A 15289-nucleotide genomic window follows, 5' to 3' on the forward strand; every position below is an offset into this window, starting at 1 on the left:
GTTTCAGCGTGATAAGCGTATTCGACATGTTCAAAATCGGTATTGGCCCCTCCAGCTCTCACACAGTCGGACCGATGAAAGCCGGTAAACAATTTGTCGATGAACTGCAACAACGGGATTTGTTGTCTCGCACCGATCGGGTGACGGTGGAGGTTTACGGCTCCCTCGCCCTGACCGGCAAAGGCCACCACACCGATATTGCGATTATCCTGGGGCTGGCGGGCAATCAGCCGGATACCGTGGATATCGACGCCATCCCGGCGTTTATCCGGGACGTGGAGCAAACTGAGCGGTTATCGCTGGCAGGCACGCATGACGTCGCTTTCCCTCGTGAAGGCGGTATGATTTTCCGTGGCGAAAACCTGCCGCTGCATGAAAACGGCATGACGCTGACCGCCTTTGCCGCCGACCTTCCGCTGTTTCGCCAAACCTATTACTCGATCGGCGGCGGTTTTATCGTCGATGAAGCGCACTTTGGTCAGTCTCAGGAATCCACTTTCACCGTGCCGCACCCTTACCGCTCCGCGCGGGAAATTCTGGAGCAGTGCAAACAGAGCGGTCTGTCTATCTCCGGCATGATGATGCGCAACGAGCTGGCGCTGCATAGCCGTCAGGAGATCGAAGACTATTTCGCCGCCGTCTGGCAGACCATGCGCGCCTGTATGGAGCGCGGCATGAACACCGAGGGCGTGCTGCCCGGCCCGCTGCGGGTACCGCGCCGCGCCGCCGCGCTGCGCCGCATGCTGGTGTCCTCGGACAAGCTGTCCAACGACCCGATGAACGTGGTGGATTGGGTCAACATGTTCGCACTGGCGGTCAATGAGGAAAACGCCGCCGGCGGGCGCGTGGTCACCGCGCCCACTAACGGCGCCTGCGGCATCGTGCCGGCGGTGCTGGCCTACTACGATCATTTTATCGAGCCGGTCGGTCCCGGCATTTATCTGCGTTATTTCATGGCGGCTGGCGCGATCGGGTCGCTGTATAAAATGAACGCCTCGATTTCCGGGGCGGAAGTCGGTTGTCAGGGCGAAGTGGGCGTGGCCTGTTCGATGGCGGCTGCCGGCCTGGCCGAGCTGCTGGGCGCCAGTCCGGAACAGGTGTGCGTGGCCGCGGAAATCGGCATGGAACACAATCTGGGGCTGACCTGCGATCCGGTGGCCGGTCAGGTGCAGGTGCCTTGTATCGAGCGTAACGCCATCGCCGCGGTCAAAGCCATCAACGCCACCCGCATGGCGGTGCGTCGCACCACCGAAGCTCGCGTATCGCTCGACAAGGTGATTGAAACCATGTACGAAACCGGTAAAGACATGAACGCCAAATACCGCGAAACCTCCCGCGGCGGTCTTGCCATCAAGGTGCAGTGCGACTAACCAAATACAACGCCGGCGAGTTCCCCCGCCGGCGTGACGCTACCCGTTAAAAAAGTGCTGGCGACCGCCATTACCGCCCCAAAAACAATCGGGGTTGGGCCGCAGTTGAGGCCACCTGGAACACCGCTACCGCCTGTACCAGTTGCTGGGCCTGTTCTTTCAGATTCTCTGCCGCCGCCGCGCTCTCTTCCACCAGTGCCGCGTTCTGCTGTGTGACGGTATCGATCTGCGTGATGGCCTGTCCCACCTGTTTCACTCCCGAACTCTGTTCCAGGCTGGACGCGCTGATTTCTGACACAATATCGGTAACCTGATTGATCGCCGCCACAATCTGCGTCATGGTCGCGCCGGTTTCATCCACCAGCTGACTGCCCTGTTCAACCTGTCCGACGCTGTTGGTAATCAACGTGCTGATCTCTTTGGCGGCGTTCGCGCTTCGCTGCGCAAGACTGCGCACTTCGGAAGCTACGACCGCAAAACCACGCCCTTGCTCGCCCGCCCGCGCAGCTTCCACCGCCGCATTCAGCGCCAGGATATTAGTCTGGAAAGCGATGCTGTCGATCACATTAATGATGTCCGAAATCTTTTTCGAACTGTCGTTGATGCCTTTCATGGTTTCGATCACGCGTTCGACCATGCTCCCGCCTTCCGCCGCCAGCGTTGATGCGCCCAGCGCCAGTTGGTTGGCCTGACGCGCGTTTTCAGCGTTGTTGCTGACGGTAGACCCTAACTGTTCCATGGTGGCGGAGGTCTGTTGCAGCGCGCTGGCCTGCTCTTCCGTACGCTGACTCAGGTCCTGATTACCCTGGGATATCTGAATACTTGCGGTCGCCAGACTTTCCGCATTGCTGCGTACGCTGGTGACAATCCCCGCCAGGGACGACTGCATCTCGTTCAGTTGGGCGAGCAGGCTTACCTGATCATGGTCTTTTACCGGGATCGGGCTGGAAAGATCGCCCTGCGCCATCAGGTTAACCACCTGTGTCGCTACCACCGGCTCGCCGCCCAGTTGCCGCAGCAGACTGCGTAGAATCACCGCGCCCAGCACCATTGACCCCAGCGCAACGATGCCTGCGGCAAACAGTGAAATGATGCGTGTCGTGACATTGCTGCTTTGCTGTTCAACTACTTTCTTGTTTGCCAGTTCATCCTGATATTTTTTTAACGCGGACAATTCGCCAAATGTCTTGTCTGCCGGCCCCTTGACTTCATTTTTATTAATTTCGCTGGCGTTTTTCATATCACCAGACTCAACGGCCTGTACCTGATGCTCCATGCCTTTGCGCATTAGCGTGTACGATGACACCAGTCCGTCAAAAGATTGCGCCATCGTAGGATCAATAATGGCTTTCAGTTTACTCAACAGCCCCTCCACCTTCGTGAAGTTCTCGGTATTCTGACTTTTCCAGCCGGCAATCGACGTGGGGTCGCCAATGGCAATCATACGCAAGATGTTGATATCCACACGCGTGAGCAGGCCGTCAATCTGGCCGATAATCGACGCAGCCTGGTAGTCCTTTTCATACAAACGTTGTAATTCTGAGGTGGTGGCGGTCTGGCGGGAAAGCAGAAATGCGGCCAATACCATAAAGGATATGATGATAACGGCGATCATCATTGCCAGCTTTTTTTTAACAGTCCATACGTTCATAGGTTGTTCTCAAATTATAACGATCTGATGAAGTAGACACAGATGACCTTGCGGTATGATCTGTAATGTGACGAAATTGTTTCGTACTTAAATGGTATCGACAGCCGGCAGTGGCACTTGAACGCAAAAGATACTTAATGGCTGAAAAGAGCGGCCATGAATTGTAATAAATGATGAACCGATGGATTGGGCTTGCCGTAGCGAGGAACAAACGATGATGAAATCACTTCAGCCCTTCTTCAGCGGTAGGCCGAAAAGATAAGAAAAAAGCGAACCTTAGGCTCGCTTCGGCATGGTTCGACTAACCACGCAATGCAATATCATTTAACCGCGGAGGCCGCCGGTCAGGGCAGGCCTCCGCGCCTGGCATTACGCCTCGTCTTCCGTAGCCGTCTCAGGAATACGGACAATACGAACCAGTTCGATACGATAGTCCGTCGCTTCCACGATCAGGAACCGTAACCGGTTCAGTTCCAGCCAGTCTCCCACTTTGGGGAACTCATCGCTGTGCGCCAGCAACAGACCGGCCAGCGAGGTATAGTCTTCTTTCGGATCGACCAAATCCTGCACGTTGAGCACCTGCTGCAACGAATGCAGATCGGTGCCGCCTCGCACCAGCCAGCCGTCGCCGTCCTCGATGATATCCAGCGTTTCATCTTCATCCGGGAATTCGCCGGCGATCGCTTCCAGAATATCCAGCGGCGTCACCAGCCCCTGCACCACGCCAAATTCGTTGGTGATCATCACCAGGCTGCCTTTCGCGCGACGCAGCACCGGCAACAGGTTGATGACATCCAGCGTTTCCGGCACCACGATCGGCGGGTTGGCGGCGGCGAACTGTTCCACATCGGTGTGTTCATCCAGCGCCACCAGCAGGTCTTTGGCGCGCACTACGCCGACCAGTTCATCCAGCGAGCCGCGGCACACCGGGAACAGGCTGTGCGGCGTGTCCAGCAGTTGCAGGCGAATGTCTTCCACCGAACGTTCGCAGTCCACCCAGGAGATATCGGTACGCGGCGTCATCACGCTGCGCAGGGAACGGGAGGCCAGCGTCAGCACGCCGCTGATCATATAGCGCTCTTCTTCAGCGAACGTTTCTTCCGGTTGCTGCTGCGGCTGTTCTTCCTGATCGTCATGGCTGGCTTTGCGCGCCCCCATCAGGCGCAGAATCGCTTCGGCGGTGCGCTCGCGCATCGGCCGGTGCGACTGATGTTTGATGAAGTTGTGCCGGGCAATCTGGTTAAACATCTCAATGACGATCGAAAAACCGATCGCGGCATACAGGTAGCCTTTCGGAATATGGAAACCAAACCCTTCCGCCACCAGACTCAAACCGATCATCAGCAGGAAGCTGAGACAGAGCACCACCACCGTCGGATGGGCGTTGACAAAGCGGGTCAGCGGTTTGGATGCCAGCAGCATCACGGCCATGGCGATCACCACGGCGGTCATCATCACGCCCAGGTGGTTCACCATCCCCACGGCGGTAATGACCGCATCGAGGGAGAACACCGCGTCCAGAATAACAATCTGCACCACCACCGCCCAGAAACTGGCATGCGTACGGTTGGCATTCGGGTCGTGCGGACGGTTTTCCAGCCGTTCATGCAGCTCCATCGTAGCTTTGAACAGCAAAAACAGCCCCCCGGCCAGCAAAATCAGGTCACGGCCGGAAAAACTGAACTCCCCGACAGAAAACAGCGGTCGCGTCAGCGTCACCATCCAGGAGATCAGCGATAGCAGGCCAAGCCGCATCAGCAGCGCCAGCGACAGGCCGATGATACGCGCCTTGTCACGCTGTTTGGCCGGCAGTTTATCCGCCAGAATGGCGATGAACACCAGGTTGTCGATACCCAATACAATTTCGAGTACCACCAACGTCAGTAAGCCTGCCCAGATTGAGGGATCCAGCAAAAATTCCATGTCAGACTCCGGAAAATGAACGAGCGAACGACATCAATGCAGCAGCATTGTGCGACGAAAACGAAAGGGAAGTGTCAGTATAAGGCTGAATTCGGCCTGAATGGCCCACTGGGTGAAGAACACCACCGGCCAGCGCCGGGGCAAAAGAAATGAATCGTCGGTGACAGTCCATAGGAAGGGTGTTTACCCGTTACTCCTCTGTAATTAAAGGGAGAACAACTTTAACAGAGTTAATGCGATTTTCCACAACGATTTTCCTCCACTCCGCGAAGCGGGTCGCATTCATTGGCATCACCGTTCTCCCTGAATATATTCCGCCGCCGATTATCGACCGGTATCACATAATTTATTTCTTCGACCCCTAAAATAAATCCTGCCGATATCAGACTGGCCTGAATCGATTCATAACCCGGCGTGATGAGTGTCGTAAACGCTTTTTGTGCCATCTATCGGGCAAGAAACAGTATTACAGCCATACTGAATATCGCTCACGGATAAACGTGACTAATTTATCCAGATTATCAGACAGATTTCACTCTCAACAAAACAGTGACTCATGAAAGGAGGGAGCAAGTGAGTATTGCCATCATGCTATGCACTCACGGCGCCACTGCCGGTCCGCTGCTAAATACAGCTGAAATGATTCTTGGTGAACAGAGTAACGTTGGCTGGATTGATTTTGTTCCCGGCGAAAACGCCGAGATCCTGATGGAAAAATATCAGGCGAAGCTGGCCGAACTGGACACCTCGGAAGGTGTGCTTTTTTTGGTGGACACCTGGGGAGGCAGCCCGTTCAACGCCGCCAGCCGTCTGGTGAACGACAAGAAAAATCATGAAGTGATCGCCGGGGTCAATATTCCAATGCTGGCCGAAACGTTTATGGCCCGCGATGACAACCCTGAATTTGGCGAACTGGTCGCGATCGCGGTGGAGGCCGGTCGCGCTGGCGTCAAAGCGCTGAAGGCGCCCGACCCGGAAAAAGCGCCCCGCCCCGCGCCCGTCATCGCCAAACCGGCAGCAGCGCCGGGAGCCGGCGGGCACATGAAGATCGGACTGGCGCGTATCGACGACCGTCTGATCCACGGGCAGGTCGCCACCCGCTGGACCAAGGAAACCAACGTCAGCCGGATTATCGTGGTTAGCGATGAAGTGGCGGCGGACAACGTGCGAAAAACCCTGCTGACGCAGGTGGCCCCGCCCGGCGTCACGGCCCACGTGGTCGATGTCGCCAAAGCGGTCAGGGTCTACGACAACCCGAAATACGCCGCTGACCGCGTCATGCTGCTGTTCACCAATCCAACCGATGTGCTGCGGCTGGTGGAGGATGGCGTCAAGATTACCTCGGTCAACATCGGCGGCATGGCCTATCGTCAGGGCAAAACCCAGGTCAATAACGCCGTCTCGATTGACGACAAGGATATCGAGGCGTTCAACAAGCTCCATAAGCGCGGTATTGAACTGGAAGTCCGCAAAGTGTCGACAGATACCAAAATCAATATGATGGATTTGATCACCAAGATGGCGCGTTAGCACTTCCGAAGCAACGGATTGGGTAACGACGTTATTTTTCGGACCACTATTCTCACAGGAGAAGTACCATGGAGATCACCACGTTTCAAATCGTGCTGATATTTATCGTAGCCTGTATTTCAGGTATGGGTTCCATTCTCGATGAATTCCAGTTTCACCGGCCGCTGGTGGCTTGTACCCTGATCGGGCTGGTGCTGGGCGACATCAAAACCGGGATCATTATCGGCGGTACGCTCGAAATGATCGCGTTGGGCTGGATGAACATCGGGGCTGCTGTTGCGCCTGATGCGGCGCTGGCTTCCATTATTTCCACCATTCTGGTCATCGCCGGCGGGCAAAGCGTCGGTGCCGGGATTGCGCTGGCGATTCCGCTGGCGGCCGCAGGCCAGGTCCTGACTATTATTGTGCGCACCATCACCGTCGCCTTCCAGCATGCCGCCGACAGCGCGGCCGAGCGCGGCAATCTTTCCGCCATCAGTTGGATTCACGTTTCCGCCCTGCTGTTGCAGGCGATGCGTATCGCCATTCCGGCGGTGATTGTCGCCGTCTCGGTCGGGACTGAAGCGGTACACGGCCTGCTCTCTTCCATCCCCGAGGTGGTCACCACCGGTCTGAACATCGCCGGCGGCATGATTGTGGTCGTCGGTTATGCCATGGTCATCAATATGATGCGGGCCGGTTATCTGATGCCTTTCTTCTATCTGGGGTTCGTTACCGCAGCCTTCACCAACTTCAATCTGGTGGCGCTGGGCGTCATCGGTGTCGTCATGGCGGTGCTGTATATTCAGCTTAGCCCCAAATACAACAAGGCTCAGGGTGTGGCGGCCGCATCGTCAAACAACGATCTTGATAACGAACTGGATTAACAGGAGAGCAAGAAATGGTGGATACGACAAAGAAACTGACTCCCGGCGATATTCGCGCCGTATTTCTGCGTTCCAACCTGTTCCAGGGGTCGTGGAATTTCGAACGCATGCAGGCACTGGGATTCTGCTTTTCCATGGTACCGGTGATCCGTCGCCTTTACCCGGAAAATTCGGAAGAGCGTAAACAAGCGATCAAACGTCATCTGGAGTTTTTCAATACCCAGCCTTTCGTCGCCGCGCCGGTCTTGGGCGTGACCATGGCAATGGAAGAGCAGCGTGCCAACGGCGCGCCGATTGACGACGGGGCCATCAACGGCCTGAAGGTCGGACTGATGGGGCCGCTGGCCGGCGTTGGCGACCCGATATTCTGGGGAACCGCGCGCCCGGTCTTCGCCGCGCTCGGCGCCGGTATCGCCATGAGCGGTAGCCTGCTCGGGCCGATCCTGTTTTTCGTGCTGTTTAATCTGGTGCGTTTGCTGGTGCGTTATTACGGCGTCGCCTACGGCTATCGCAAAGGCGCGGATATCGTAAGCGACATGGGCGGCGGCCTCCTGCAGAAAATGACCGAAGGGGCATCGATTCTGGGGTTGTTCGTCATGGGCGCGCTGGTCAACAAGTGGACCCACGTCAACATCCCGCTGGTGGTATCCCGCGTAACCGGGCAGGATGGGAAAACGGCCGTCACCACGGTGCAATCGATCCTTGATCAACTGATGCCCGGCCTGGTGCCGTTACTGCTGACGTTTGGCTGTATGTGGCTACTGCGGCGCAAGGTTAATGCGCTCTGGCTGATCGTCGGCTTTTTCGTTATCGGCATCATAGGCTACTGGATCGGCCTGTTGGGGCTCTGAATCTACCGGCCGGGGCAACCCGGCCATTTCGCATCCCGCATGATGCATTCTGTTTTCATCACTCTAACCCGTTGTCTCACATCCTGTATTCACGCCACCACCGGAGTTGCTCATGACTTTCACCGACATCGTTCTGATGGTATCCATTGCCCTGGCCCTGCTGTATGCAATTTACGATGAATTCATCATGGACCGGCGGCAAGGCCAGACCCGACTCAAGGTGCGGCTGCGGCGCGCACATCGTCTGGATGCGCTGATCTTCAGCCTGCTGGTGGCAATACTCATCTATAAAAATGTCACGACTCACGGCTCGCCTTTCACCACGCTGCTGCTTTTCTCGCTGATACTGATGGCGATATATCTGACCCTAATTCGTTACCCGAAATTACTCTTCAAAGATCAGGGTTTCTTTTATGCCAATACCTATATTGCTTATCACCGCATTAAACATATGAATTTATCGGAAGACGGCATTTTGGTGATAGAACTTGAAAAAAGTCGACTACTTATCGCGGTTAATGAATTGGATGACTTGGAAAAGATATATCATTTTATGATTGAAAATCAGTAGGTTAAAATATTTTTCTTTTCCGGATAAATAATGACTCATCTCTCCATAAAAAACGTGCTGTTATTTTGACCACATGGTTACTGATGTAATTAACACCAATTGTTTCCAATTCATTAAAGATGAAAATAATTATCAATTGCATTGATAATCCATATATTATTTATTGTTGTTTAATGTAGGAATAATATGATATCGTTGCGCCGTCATTGGGGAGTAGCCGGTTCCTGAAGCCTTAAATTCAGGAATGCTCGTATCAACATACTCGTTCTTCACTGAACGTGGTACGGGCGGCCAGGTTGGCAGGCGAGACCATAGACACGTGATCCGTCGTCTGGTTGGGGGTGGGTTACGTGGATATGGAGAACCGCCCAGCCGAGGCTATTACACATGAACTTATCAGCTACACTCATTCTTGCTTTTGGCATGTCAATGGACGCTTTTGCTGCGTCCATTGGTAAAGGTGCCGCACTGCACAAACCCCGCTTTCGTGAAGCAATTCGAACCGGCTTGATCTTCGGTCTGATTGAGGCGTTGACGCCGTTAATCGGCTGGGCGCTGGGTTTTTATGCCAGCCGTTTCATTATCGCCTGGGACCACTGGGTGGCTTTCAGTCTGCTGCTGATTTTAGGCGGCCGCATGATTATGGAAGGCCTGAAAGGCGAAGACAGCCACAACTGTGAAAAAATCTCCAAACACAGCCTGTTTGTTTTGATCTGTACGGCTGTCGCCACCAGTCTGGATGCGATGGCGATTGGCGTCGGTTTGGCTTTCCTGCAGGTAAATATCTTCCACACCGCGATGGTTATCGGCTGCGCCACCATGATTATGGTGACTCTCGGCATGATGATTGGCCGTTATGTCGGCCCGATCCTCGGCAAACGTGCTGAAATCCTCGGTGGTATCGTACTGATCGGCATTGGCTGTAACATTCTTTACGAACATCTGCTCGACCTCGCCTGATACGCACAGCGGGCAGCCCGACTGCCCGCCTTTTGTTCACCCCTCGCGGCAATGAAAACGAATCAAAAAATCGGTTTCACACTCGAACTGCGCTTCCGCCTTCAACCCTTCACTCACGTCCGGCGTGGCTCGCCAGGCGAACGGCGTCATCTGTAGCAGACTGGCGGCATCGGCTCCCGTCATGGTCATGCGGTACTGCAACCGTTCGACCGTTTCCAATACAAACCCCGGAAATACCTCTTCTACGTCGGGGTGCGGCCTGACTTCCTGATACACCCGCGCCTTCAGAGACAGCAAATGATTTGGCCCCGGAGAAACCGTCATCAGCCCGCCGCCAGGCCGGATGACTCGTGCCAGTTCGTCACCGTTACAGGGCGCGTAGATTTTCAATACCGCAGCCAGAGAATGGTCCTGAAAAGGCAGCCGCTGACTGGACGCCACGCAGAACATCACCTGGGCATAACGTTTCGCCGCGCGCTGTATCGCCGCTTTGGAGACATCCAGCCCATAAACCGCCATCCCCTGCGGCGTCAGTTTATCTGCCAACGCAGCCGTGTAATACCCTTCCCCACATCCAATATCCAGCAGCGCGCCCGGTTGCATCTGCAGGCGGGCCGCCAACTGCTCCGATACCCGATCCCGTAATGGCTGATAGTGTCCATTATCAAGAAACGCCCGCCTGGCCTGCATCATTTCGGCGCTGTCTCCCGGCTGTCTGGAACGTTTAAACTGCACCGGCAGTAAATTGACGTACCCTTCCCGCGCACGATCGAAATGATGACGTCCGCAGGACCATCGACCCGCTTCAACATTCAGGGGTTGATGACACAGAGGGCATTGATAAGGCACTGAAGATTTTTGCATAACACTCTTGATGATTTCGCGGATAACACCAGAAAAGCAAAAAACCCGCACAAGGCGGGTTTTATGGCATGAGCTGAAAATTACAGCGCAGTAACGTTCACTGCAGAAGGACCTTTCTGGCCATCCTGAATTTCAAACTCAACATTCTGGCCTTCGGCTAAGGTTTTAAAACCGTTGCCCTGAATTGCAGAGAAGTGTACGAACACGTCTTTGCTGCCATCAGCCGGAGTGATGAAACCGAAGCCTTTAGACTCGTTGAACCACTTAACCTGACCTTTAATCTTTGCCATTTCAAAGTTTCCTTTAATAGTTTAAACCGCACAGAGGCGTTATACAGAAAAACCAGAGTCGTTACTGCTTGAGGCACTAAAATAAGGATCGGCAGAGAAGTGGTATTCAACGCTAACGTTTGTACTCAAGACTTCTTTACTGAAAATGCCATTCATATACAGAACTGTACCTCGTTTTACCCAGATGCGTTATTACATACTCTGTAATCGTTGGCAAGCCATTTTTTGCCACCGATGGATGCGTCGCACAAATTAGAGTCTTTAATGTATCATTAATATCCACTCTACAATATCCCGGGATATTGACACGCTAAAGCATTCTCTGCGGCACATCCAATCGTTTGATTATGTGCATGGTATTCCAATTACGCAAGTCGGCATGATTGACTTATTGCCAGTCGCGTCATGCCATAACAAAATGATATTACCCCACTGGTTACAGGATGTATCGATTGTCCAGCCACTGTTTATCAAAAATGTGATTAAGGCATTCTTTTTTCAGCTATCAATGATAAGAAAATCCTTTTATGACAAACAGATGCAATCGATCGAATCCTGATAGTGACTATCTGGTCATATAATAATAATGAAACATAGCAAGTATACTCTTCCGCAACTTAGAACAGAGATAACATTATTTTTGCAAAAAAATGATTTACCGATGACTTTCCTTTGCCCTATTCCGGTTTTATTTCTGTTTTTTAGCCGCTAAAAAAATGTTTATGCCGTGCTTTATGCCGCGCCCCTCCCGCTTATTTCTCAACCCTTCAATTATGTTACTGAGTTATATTCTTTCTCCCCGAATACACGCCGTTGATTCATCTATCGCGATCACATTTTATGCCTAACAAAAAATTAATCTGAATCAATCGTCAGGATCGTTGTGCCAGATCCCAAATACCGGTCTGGGTCAAATCAGCCATCACGTCGGTCATTCGCACAGATATCGCCTCCGTTTTTTGACATCCACCGTGACAACCCCGGCAGAGCGCGTTATTGTGTCCCTGCCGCCATCTTCCAATCACATCATACCCGGCGGGCTCACACTTTTTTGAGGGAAGCCGCCAGACATTACGGTTGTTGTAACGACCACCTGCTTTCCCCCGTTTCGGCAGCCCCGATAGCGCTGTCAGCTGTGCGCCAGATTCCGTTTTTACACTGCACAAATCGCTAATGTAATGATAATCGGCAACATCAACGGGAGGTGACCTATGTGGCAGACGATTGATCAACTGCTGGAAGAACATCTCGGCCCCGGTGATATTCTGGATCGACGGGAATTACCTGGCGGCGAAGTGCATCCTGCCTGGCATCTGCGTTATGGTCAGCATGATGTCTTCGTCAAATGCGATGCTCGTGAACTGCTGACCAAATTTCGCGCGGAAGCCGAGCAGTTGGAACTGCTGGCCCGCAGTAAAACGGTGCAGGTCCCAACGGTGTACGGCGTAGGCAGTAACCGCGATTACAGTTTCCTGCTGCTGGAATACCTCTCACCCAAACCCGCTTCTGCCCACGATGCCTGGCGTCTGGGGCAACAATTGGCACAACTGCACCAGTGGAGCGATCAGCCCCAGTTTGGCCTTGATTTCGACAACGATCTGTCCACTACGCCGCAACCCAACACCTGGCAGCGCCGCTGGTCCAGTTTTTTTGCAGAGCAGCGTATCGGCTGGCAACTGCAACTGGCGGCAGAAAAAGGGCTTCATTTCGGTGATATCGACACCCTGATAGCACAGGTGGAAAAACGGCTCTCAGGCCATCAGCCTCAGCCGTCACTACTGCACGGCGATCTGTGGTCCAGCAATTGCCTCAATACCGACCGCGGTTATTACCTGTTCGATCCGGCCTGTTACTGGGGCGATCGGGAATGTGACTTGGCGATGCTGCCGCTGCACGCCGAACTCCCGCCGCAAATTTATGACGGCTATCAGAGCGTCTGGTCGCTGGAAAAGGATTTTGTCGAGCGTCAGCCGATTTATCAGATCTACTACCTGCTTAACCGGGCCAATCTGTTCGGCGGCAAACATGTGGTTACCGCCCAACAGGCGATAGAAAGTCAGTTGCTATAACGAAGGACGAAACCGATGCCGGGGCTACATAGCCCCGGCAGTGCAGTCAGGCCAGGATACCCACGGTTTTCAGCGTGAGATAACCGATCACGGCAACGACGACCGGCAGGATATACAACGGAAAAAACTGCAGCAGAATAGTATGGCGGGGTAATTCCACCCGGGATTCCAGTTCATCACGGGTTTTGCCTTCATCGCCTTTGACCTTCTCCAGAATCAACTGATCCTCCAGCCCTTCACGGATATGTTTGACCTGGCGGGACAGCCGGGAACCCGACACCTGCAGCGCCAGACCGACAAACATCAACAGATAGATCAGCCAGAACATGATGGTGGCTGACGCCGACAGACGGCCGAAATCAGGCACCGGCGAGTTGTACCAAAAAATGTTCAGGAACGGCGTATTGAAGCGCAGCACTTCCACCACCAGATGCAAAAAATCCTGCATCACGCCATTAATCCCCTGCTTCTTCTCGGTAAAGGCATGAATAAGATTGGCCAGCGAGATAATGGTCGAGAGCAAAGCCGGGAGAAAGATGACCCATCCCGCAATACGTTTGATCACGGCAAAAAGGCCAGCCTGTCGATACGTCATGTGTTCCCCTTGTGCGTGACGTCACACCCAGTGCCACGATGAGCAAGAAAAGTGTAGACCCATAAAACCCGTTAGCAGGGTACTTCAGGTTTTAGCAGAGTCAACGTTTTCTTTCCCGATGGCACAGTCCTACCGCACGTTGCAGGCTACGCCCACCGTCAGACTGATGAAAAGCAGACTATAGAAGGAAGGAATTTCGGCAAGGCGCCGGCAACATCGCCGGCACCTTATTAATAGAAAGGATCAGAGGAAGTCGGCACGTTTCGGCGAGAAGGTGTCGATCAACACGCTGCCTTCTTCCAGCGATACCACGCCGTGCATTTCGTTCTTCACCGCCATATAGGCATCGCCGGTTTTCAGGATGCGTTTTTCGCCTTCGATCACCACCTCGAAGCTGCCGGCCGCCACATAGGCGATCTGATCGTGGATATCGTGTTTGTGCGGCGTACCGATGGCGCCCTTGGCGAAATGCACGCACACCATCATTAGATCATCGCTCCAGGTGATGATTTTACGTTTAATGCCACCGCCCAGCTCTTCCCACGGCGTTTCATCGTCAATAAAGTACCTTCTCATGGTTTCTCCTTAAAGATCATTCAGCGTGCCTCCCTTGTGTGAACAAGGTAACACAAAGGGTAAATACCGATATTCTAGTAACATCGGCATCAGATGAAACATAAAATAAGCAAAACCATGACGCCTCTCAAGAAATAAATAAAACATTATTTCATTTTTATTGAATTCACATCTCAACCACACTATCATCGCGCCATAACACGAAAGAACCGGGCAAAAAAGGTTCAGGTGACGTTGTCACTGCCACGCAAGGTGACCTGTTCCGCCCGGCGCTTTCCTGTCAGGCCCTCAGCCTGATTTCCATCTGAAAGCGAGGAGCAACCATGCAAGTCCGTCAGAGCATCCACAGCGACCACGCCCGTCAGCTTGATACCGCTGGCCTGCGGCGCGAGTTTCTGATCGAACACATTTTTGATGCAGATGCCTGCACCATGACCTACAGCCACATCGATCGAATCATCGTGGGCGGGGTAATGCCCGTTCATCAGGCGGTCACTATCGGCGAGGATGTGGGAAAACAGCTGGGCGTCAGCTACTTTCTTGAACGCCGTGAACTGGGCGCGATTAATATCGGCGGCGCCGGCGTAGTCAGCGTAGACGGCGAGCGCTATGAAATCGGCCATGAAGAAGCCATTTATATCGGCAAAGGCGCGCGGGATATCCGTTTTACCAGCGTGGACCCGGCCAAGCCCGCCCGCTTCTACTATAACAGTGCGCCGGCGCACACTTCCTATCCGACACGCAAAATTACCGCTGCAGAAGCATCCCCGCAGACCATCGGTGATGATGCGACCAGCAATCGTCGGACCATCAACAAGTATATCGTTCCGGATGTGTTGCCCACCTGCCAGCTCACTATGGGGTTAACCAAACTGGCGGAAGGTAGTCTCTGGAATACCATGCCGTGCCATACCCATGAGCGTCGCATGGAAGTCTATTTTTATTTCGATATGGATGAAGAAACGGCGGTGTTCCACATGATGGGACAACCACAGGAAACCCGCCACATTCTGGTGCACAACGAACAGGCGGTGATTTCACCGAGCTGGTCGATTCATTCGGGTGTAGGCACCAAACGCTACACCTTTATCTGGGGTATGGTTGGCGAGAATCAGGTTTTCTCAGACATGGATCACGTCAAAGTTAGCGAACTACGCTAACGGCTTACCCAAT

General features: G+C 53.6%; 15 protein-coding genes and 1 riboswitch. Of the genes, 8 read left to right on the top strand and 7 right to left on the bottom strand.

Going from position 1 to position 15289, the window contains the following annotated elements; translation table 11 throughout:
* The first annotated feature begins 8 nt into the window (after window positions 1-8).
* Window positions 9-1370, top strand: a complete 1362-nt coding sequence (locus CPA59_RS11930; protein WP_107759482.1) for an L-serine ammonia-lyase — start codon at window positions 9-11, stop codon at window positions 1368-1370.
* Between the two features lie 70 nt (window positions 1371-1440).
* On the opposite strand, the gene CPA59_RS11935 is transcribed toward CPA59_RS11930, so the two are convergent.
* Together CPA59_RS11935 and CPA59_RS11940 are read right to left on the bottom strand one after the other, a co-directional pair.
* The gene (locus CPA59_RS11935) at window positions 1441-3021 is read right to left on the bottom strand and encodes a methyl-accepting chemotaxis protein (protein ID WP_107759484.1); all 1581 of its coding nucleotides are present in this window, start codon (window positions 3019-3021) and stop codon (window positions 1441-1443) included.
* A gap of 369 nt (window positions 3022-3390) precedes the next feature.
* On the bottom strand, window positions 3391-4944 hold the full coding sequence (locus tag CPA59_RS11940) for a TerC family protein (RefSeq protein ID WP_049853741.1): 1554 nt from the start codon (window positions 4942-4944) through the stop codon (window positions 3391-3393).
* A gap of 573 nt (window positions 4945-5517) precedes the next feature.
* On the opposite strand from CPA59_RS11940, the gene manX reads away from it, so the two are divergent.
* The 5 genes from manX (at window position 5518) to mntP (ending at window position 9722) form a co-directional block, all read left to right on the top strand.
* Window positions 5518-6474: a PTS mannose transporter subunit IIAB gene (manX, locus tag CPA59_RS11945; RefSeq protein ID WP_107759485.1), complete on the top strand. Its 957-nt coding sequence runs from the start codon at window positions 5518-5520 to the stop codon at window positions 6472-6474.
* A 68-nt stretch (window positions 6475-6542) separates the two neighbouring features.
* The gene (locus CPA59_RS11950; protein ID WP_038919163.1) at window positions 6543-7340 is read left to right on the top strand and encodes a PTS mannose/fructose/sorbose transporter subunit IIC; all 798 of its coding nucleotides are present in this window, start codon (window positions 6543-6545) and stop codon (window positions 7338-7340) included.
* A gap of 14 nt (window positions 7341-7354) precedes the next feature.
* The gene (locus CPA59_RS11955; RefSeq protein ID WP_038919164.1) at window positions 7355-8191 is read left to right on the top strand and encodes a PTS mannose transporter subunit IID; all 837 of its coding nucleotides are present in this window, start codon (window positions 7355-7357) and stop codon (window positions 8189-8191) included.
* Between the two features lie 112 nt (window positions 8192-8303).
* Entirely contained in the window at window positions 8304-8762 is a 459-nt protein-coding gene (locus CPA59_RS11960) for a DUF986 family protein (RefSeq protein WP_038919165.1), read from the top strand.
* Window positions 8763-8958: 196 nt separating this feature from the next.
* Window positions 8959-9142, top strand: a riboswitch (yybP-ykoY riboswitch).
* 7 nt (window positions 9143-9149) lie between these two features.
* Entirely contained in the window at window positions 9150-9722 is a 573-nt protein-coding gene (gene mntP / locus CPA59_RS11965; RefSeq protein ID WP_038658363.1) for a manganese efflux pump MntP, read from the top strand.
* 36 nt (window positions 9723-9758) lie between these two features.
* Here mntP and rlmA read toward each other — a convergent pair whose 3' ends face one another.
* From rlmA to CPA59_RS11980, 3 genes are all read right to left on the bottom strand, one after another.
* Window positions 9759-10586 carry a 23S rRNA (guanine(745)-N(1))-methyltransferase gene (gene rlmA / locus CPA59_RS11970; protein WP_255412215.1) on the bottom strand — a complete coding sequence of 276 codons (828 nt, stop codon included), beginning with the start codon at window positions 10584-10586 and terminating at the stop codon, window positions 9759-9761.
* An 80-nt stretch (window positions 10587-10666) separates the two neighbouring features.
* Window positions 10667-10876, bottom strand: coding sequence for a transcription antiterminator/RNA stability regulator CspE (gene cspE, locus CPA59_RS11975; protein WP_005968829.1), 210 nt, complete (start codon window positions 10874-10876; stop codon window positions 10667-10669).
* A gap of 39 nt (window positions 10877-10915) precedes the next feature.
* Window positions 10916-11032, bottom strand: a complete 117-nt coding sequence (locus tag CPA59_RS11980) for a DUF2627 domain-containing protein (RefSeq protein WP_071526204.1) — start codon at window positions 11030-11032, stop codon at window positions 10916-10918.
* A 1055-nt stretch (window positions 11033-12087) separates the two neighbouring features.
* Here CPA59_RS11980 and CPA59_RS11990 point away from each other — a divergent pair.
* Window positions 12088-12945 carry a fructosamine kinase family protein gene (locus CPA59_RS11990; RefSeq protein WP_038658358.1) on the top strand — a complete coding sequence of 286 codons (858 nt, stop codon included), beginning with the start codon at window positions 12088-12090 and terminating at the stop codon, window positions 12943-12945.
* Between the two features lie 46 nt (window positions 12946-12991).
* Here the strand turns inward: CPA59_RS11990 and CPA59_RS11995 are convergent, their stop codons facing one another.
* Window positions 12992-13540, bottom strand: coding sequence for a YniB family protein (locus CPA59_RS11995; protein ID WP_049853739.1), 549 nt, complete (start codon window positions 13538-13540; stop codon window positions 12992-12994).
* A 243-nt stretch (window positions 13541-13783) separates the two neighbouring features.
* Window positions 13784-14116 carry a cupin domain-containing protein gene (locus CPA59_RS12000; protein WP_022633697.1) on the bottom strand — a complete coding sequence of 111 codons (333 nt, stop codon included), beginning with the start codon at window positions 14114-14116 and terminating at the stop codon, window positions 13784-13786.
* Window positions 14117-14439: 323 nt separating this feature from the next.
* On the opposite strand from CPA59_RS12000, the gene kduI reads away from it, so the two are divergent.
* Window positions 14440-15276: a 5-dehydro-4-deoxy-D-glucuronate isomerase gene (gene kduI, locus CPA59_RS12005; RefSeq protein ID WP_107759487.1), complete on the top strand. Its 837-nt coding sequence runs from the start codon at window positions 14440-14442 to the stop codon at window positions 15274-15276.
* Window positions 15277-15289 lie beyond the last annotated feature (13 nt).

It is taken from the genome of Dickeya sp. Secpp 1600 (genome assembly GCF_003049805.1).
Taxonomy (GTDB): Bacteria; Pseudomonadota; Gammaproteobacteria; order Enterobacterales; family Enterobacteriaceae; genus Dickeya; species Dickeya fangzhongdai.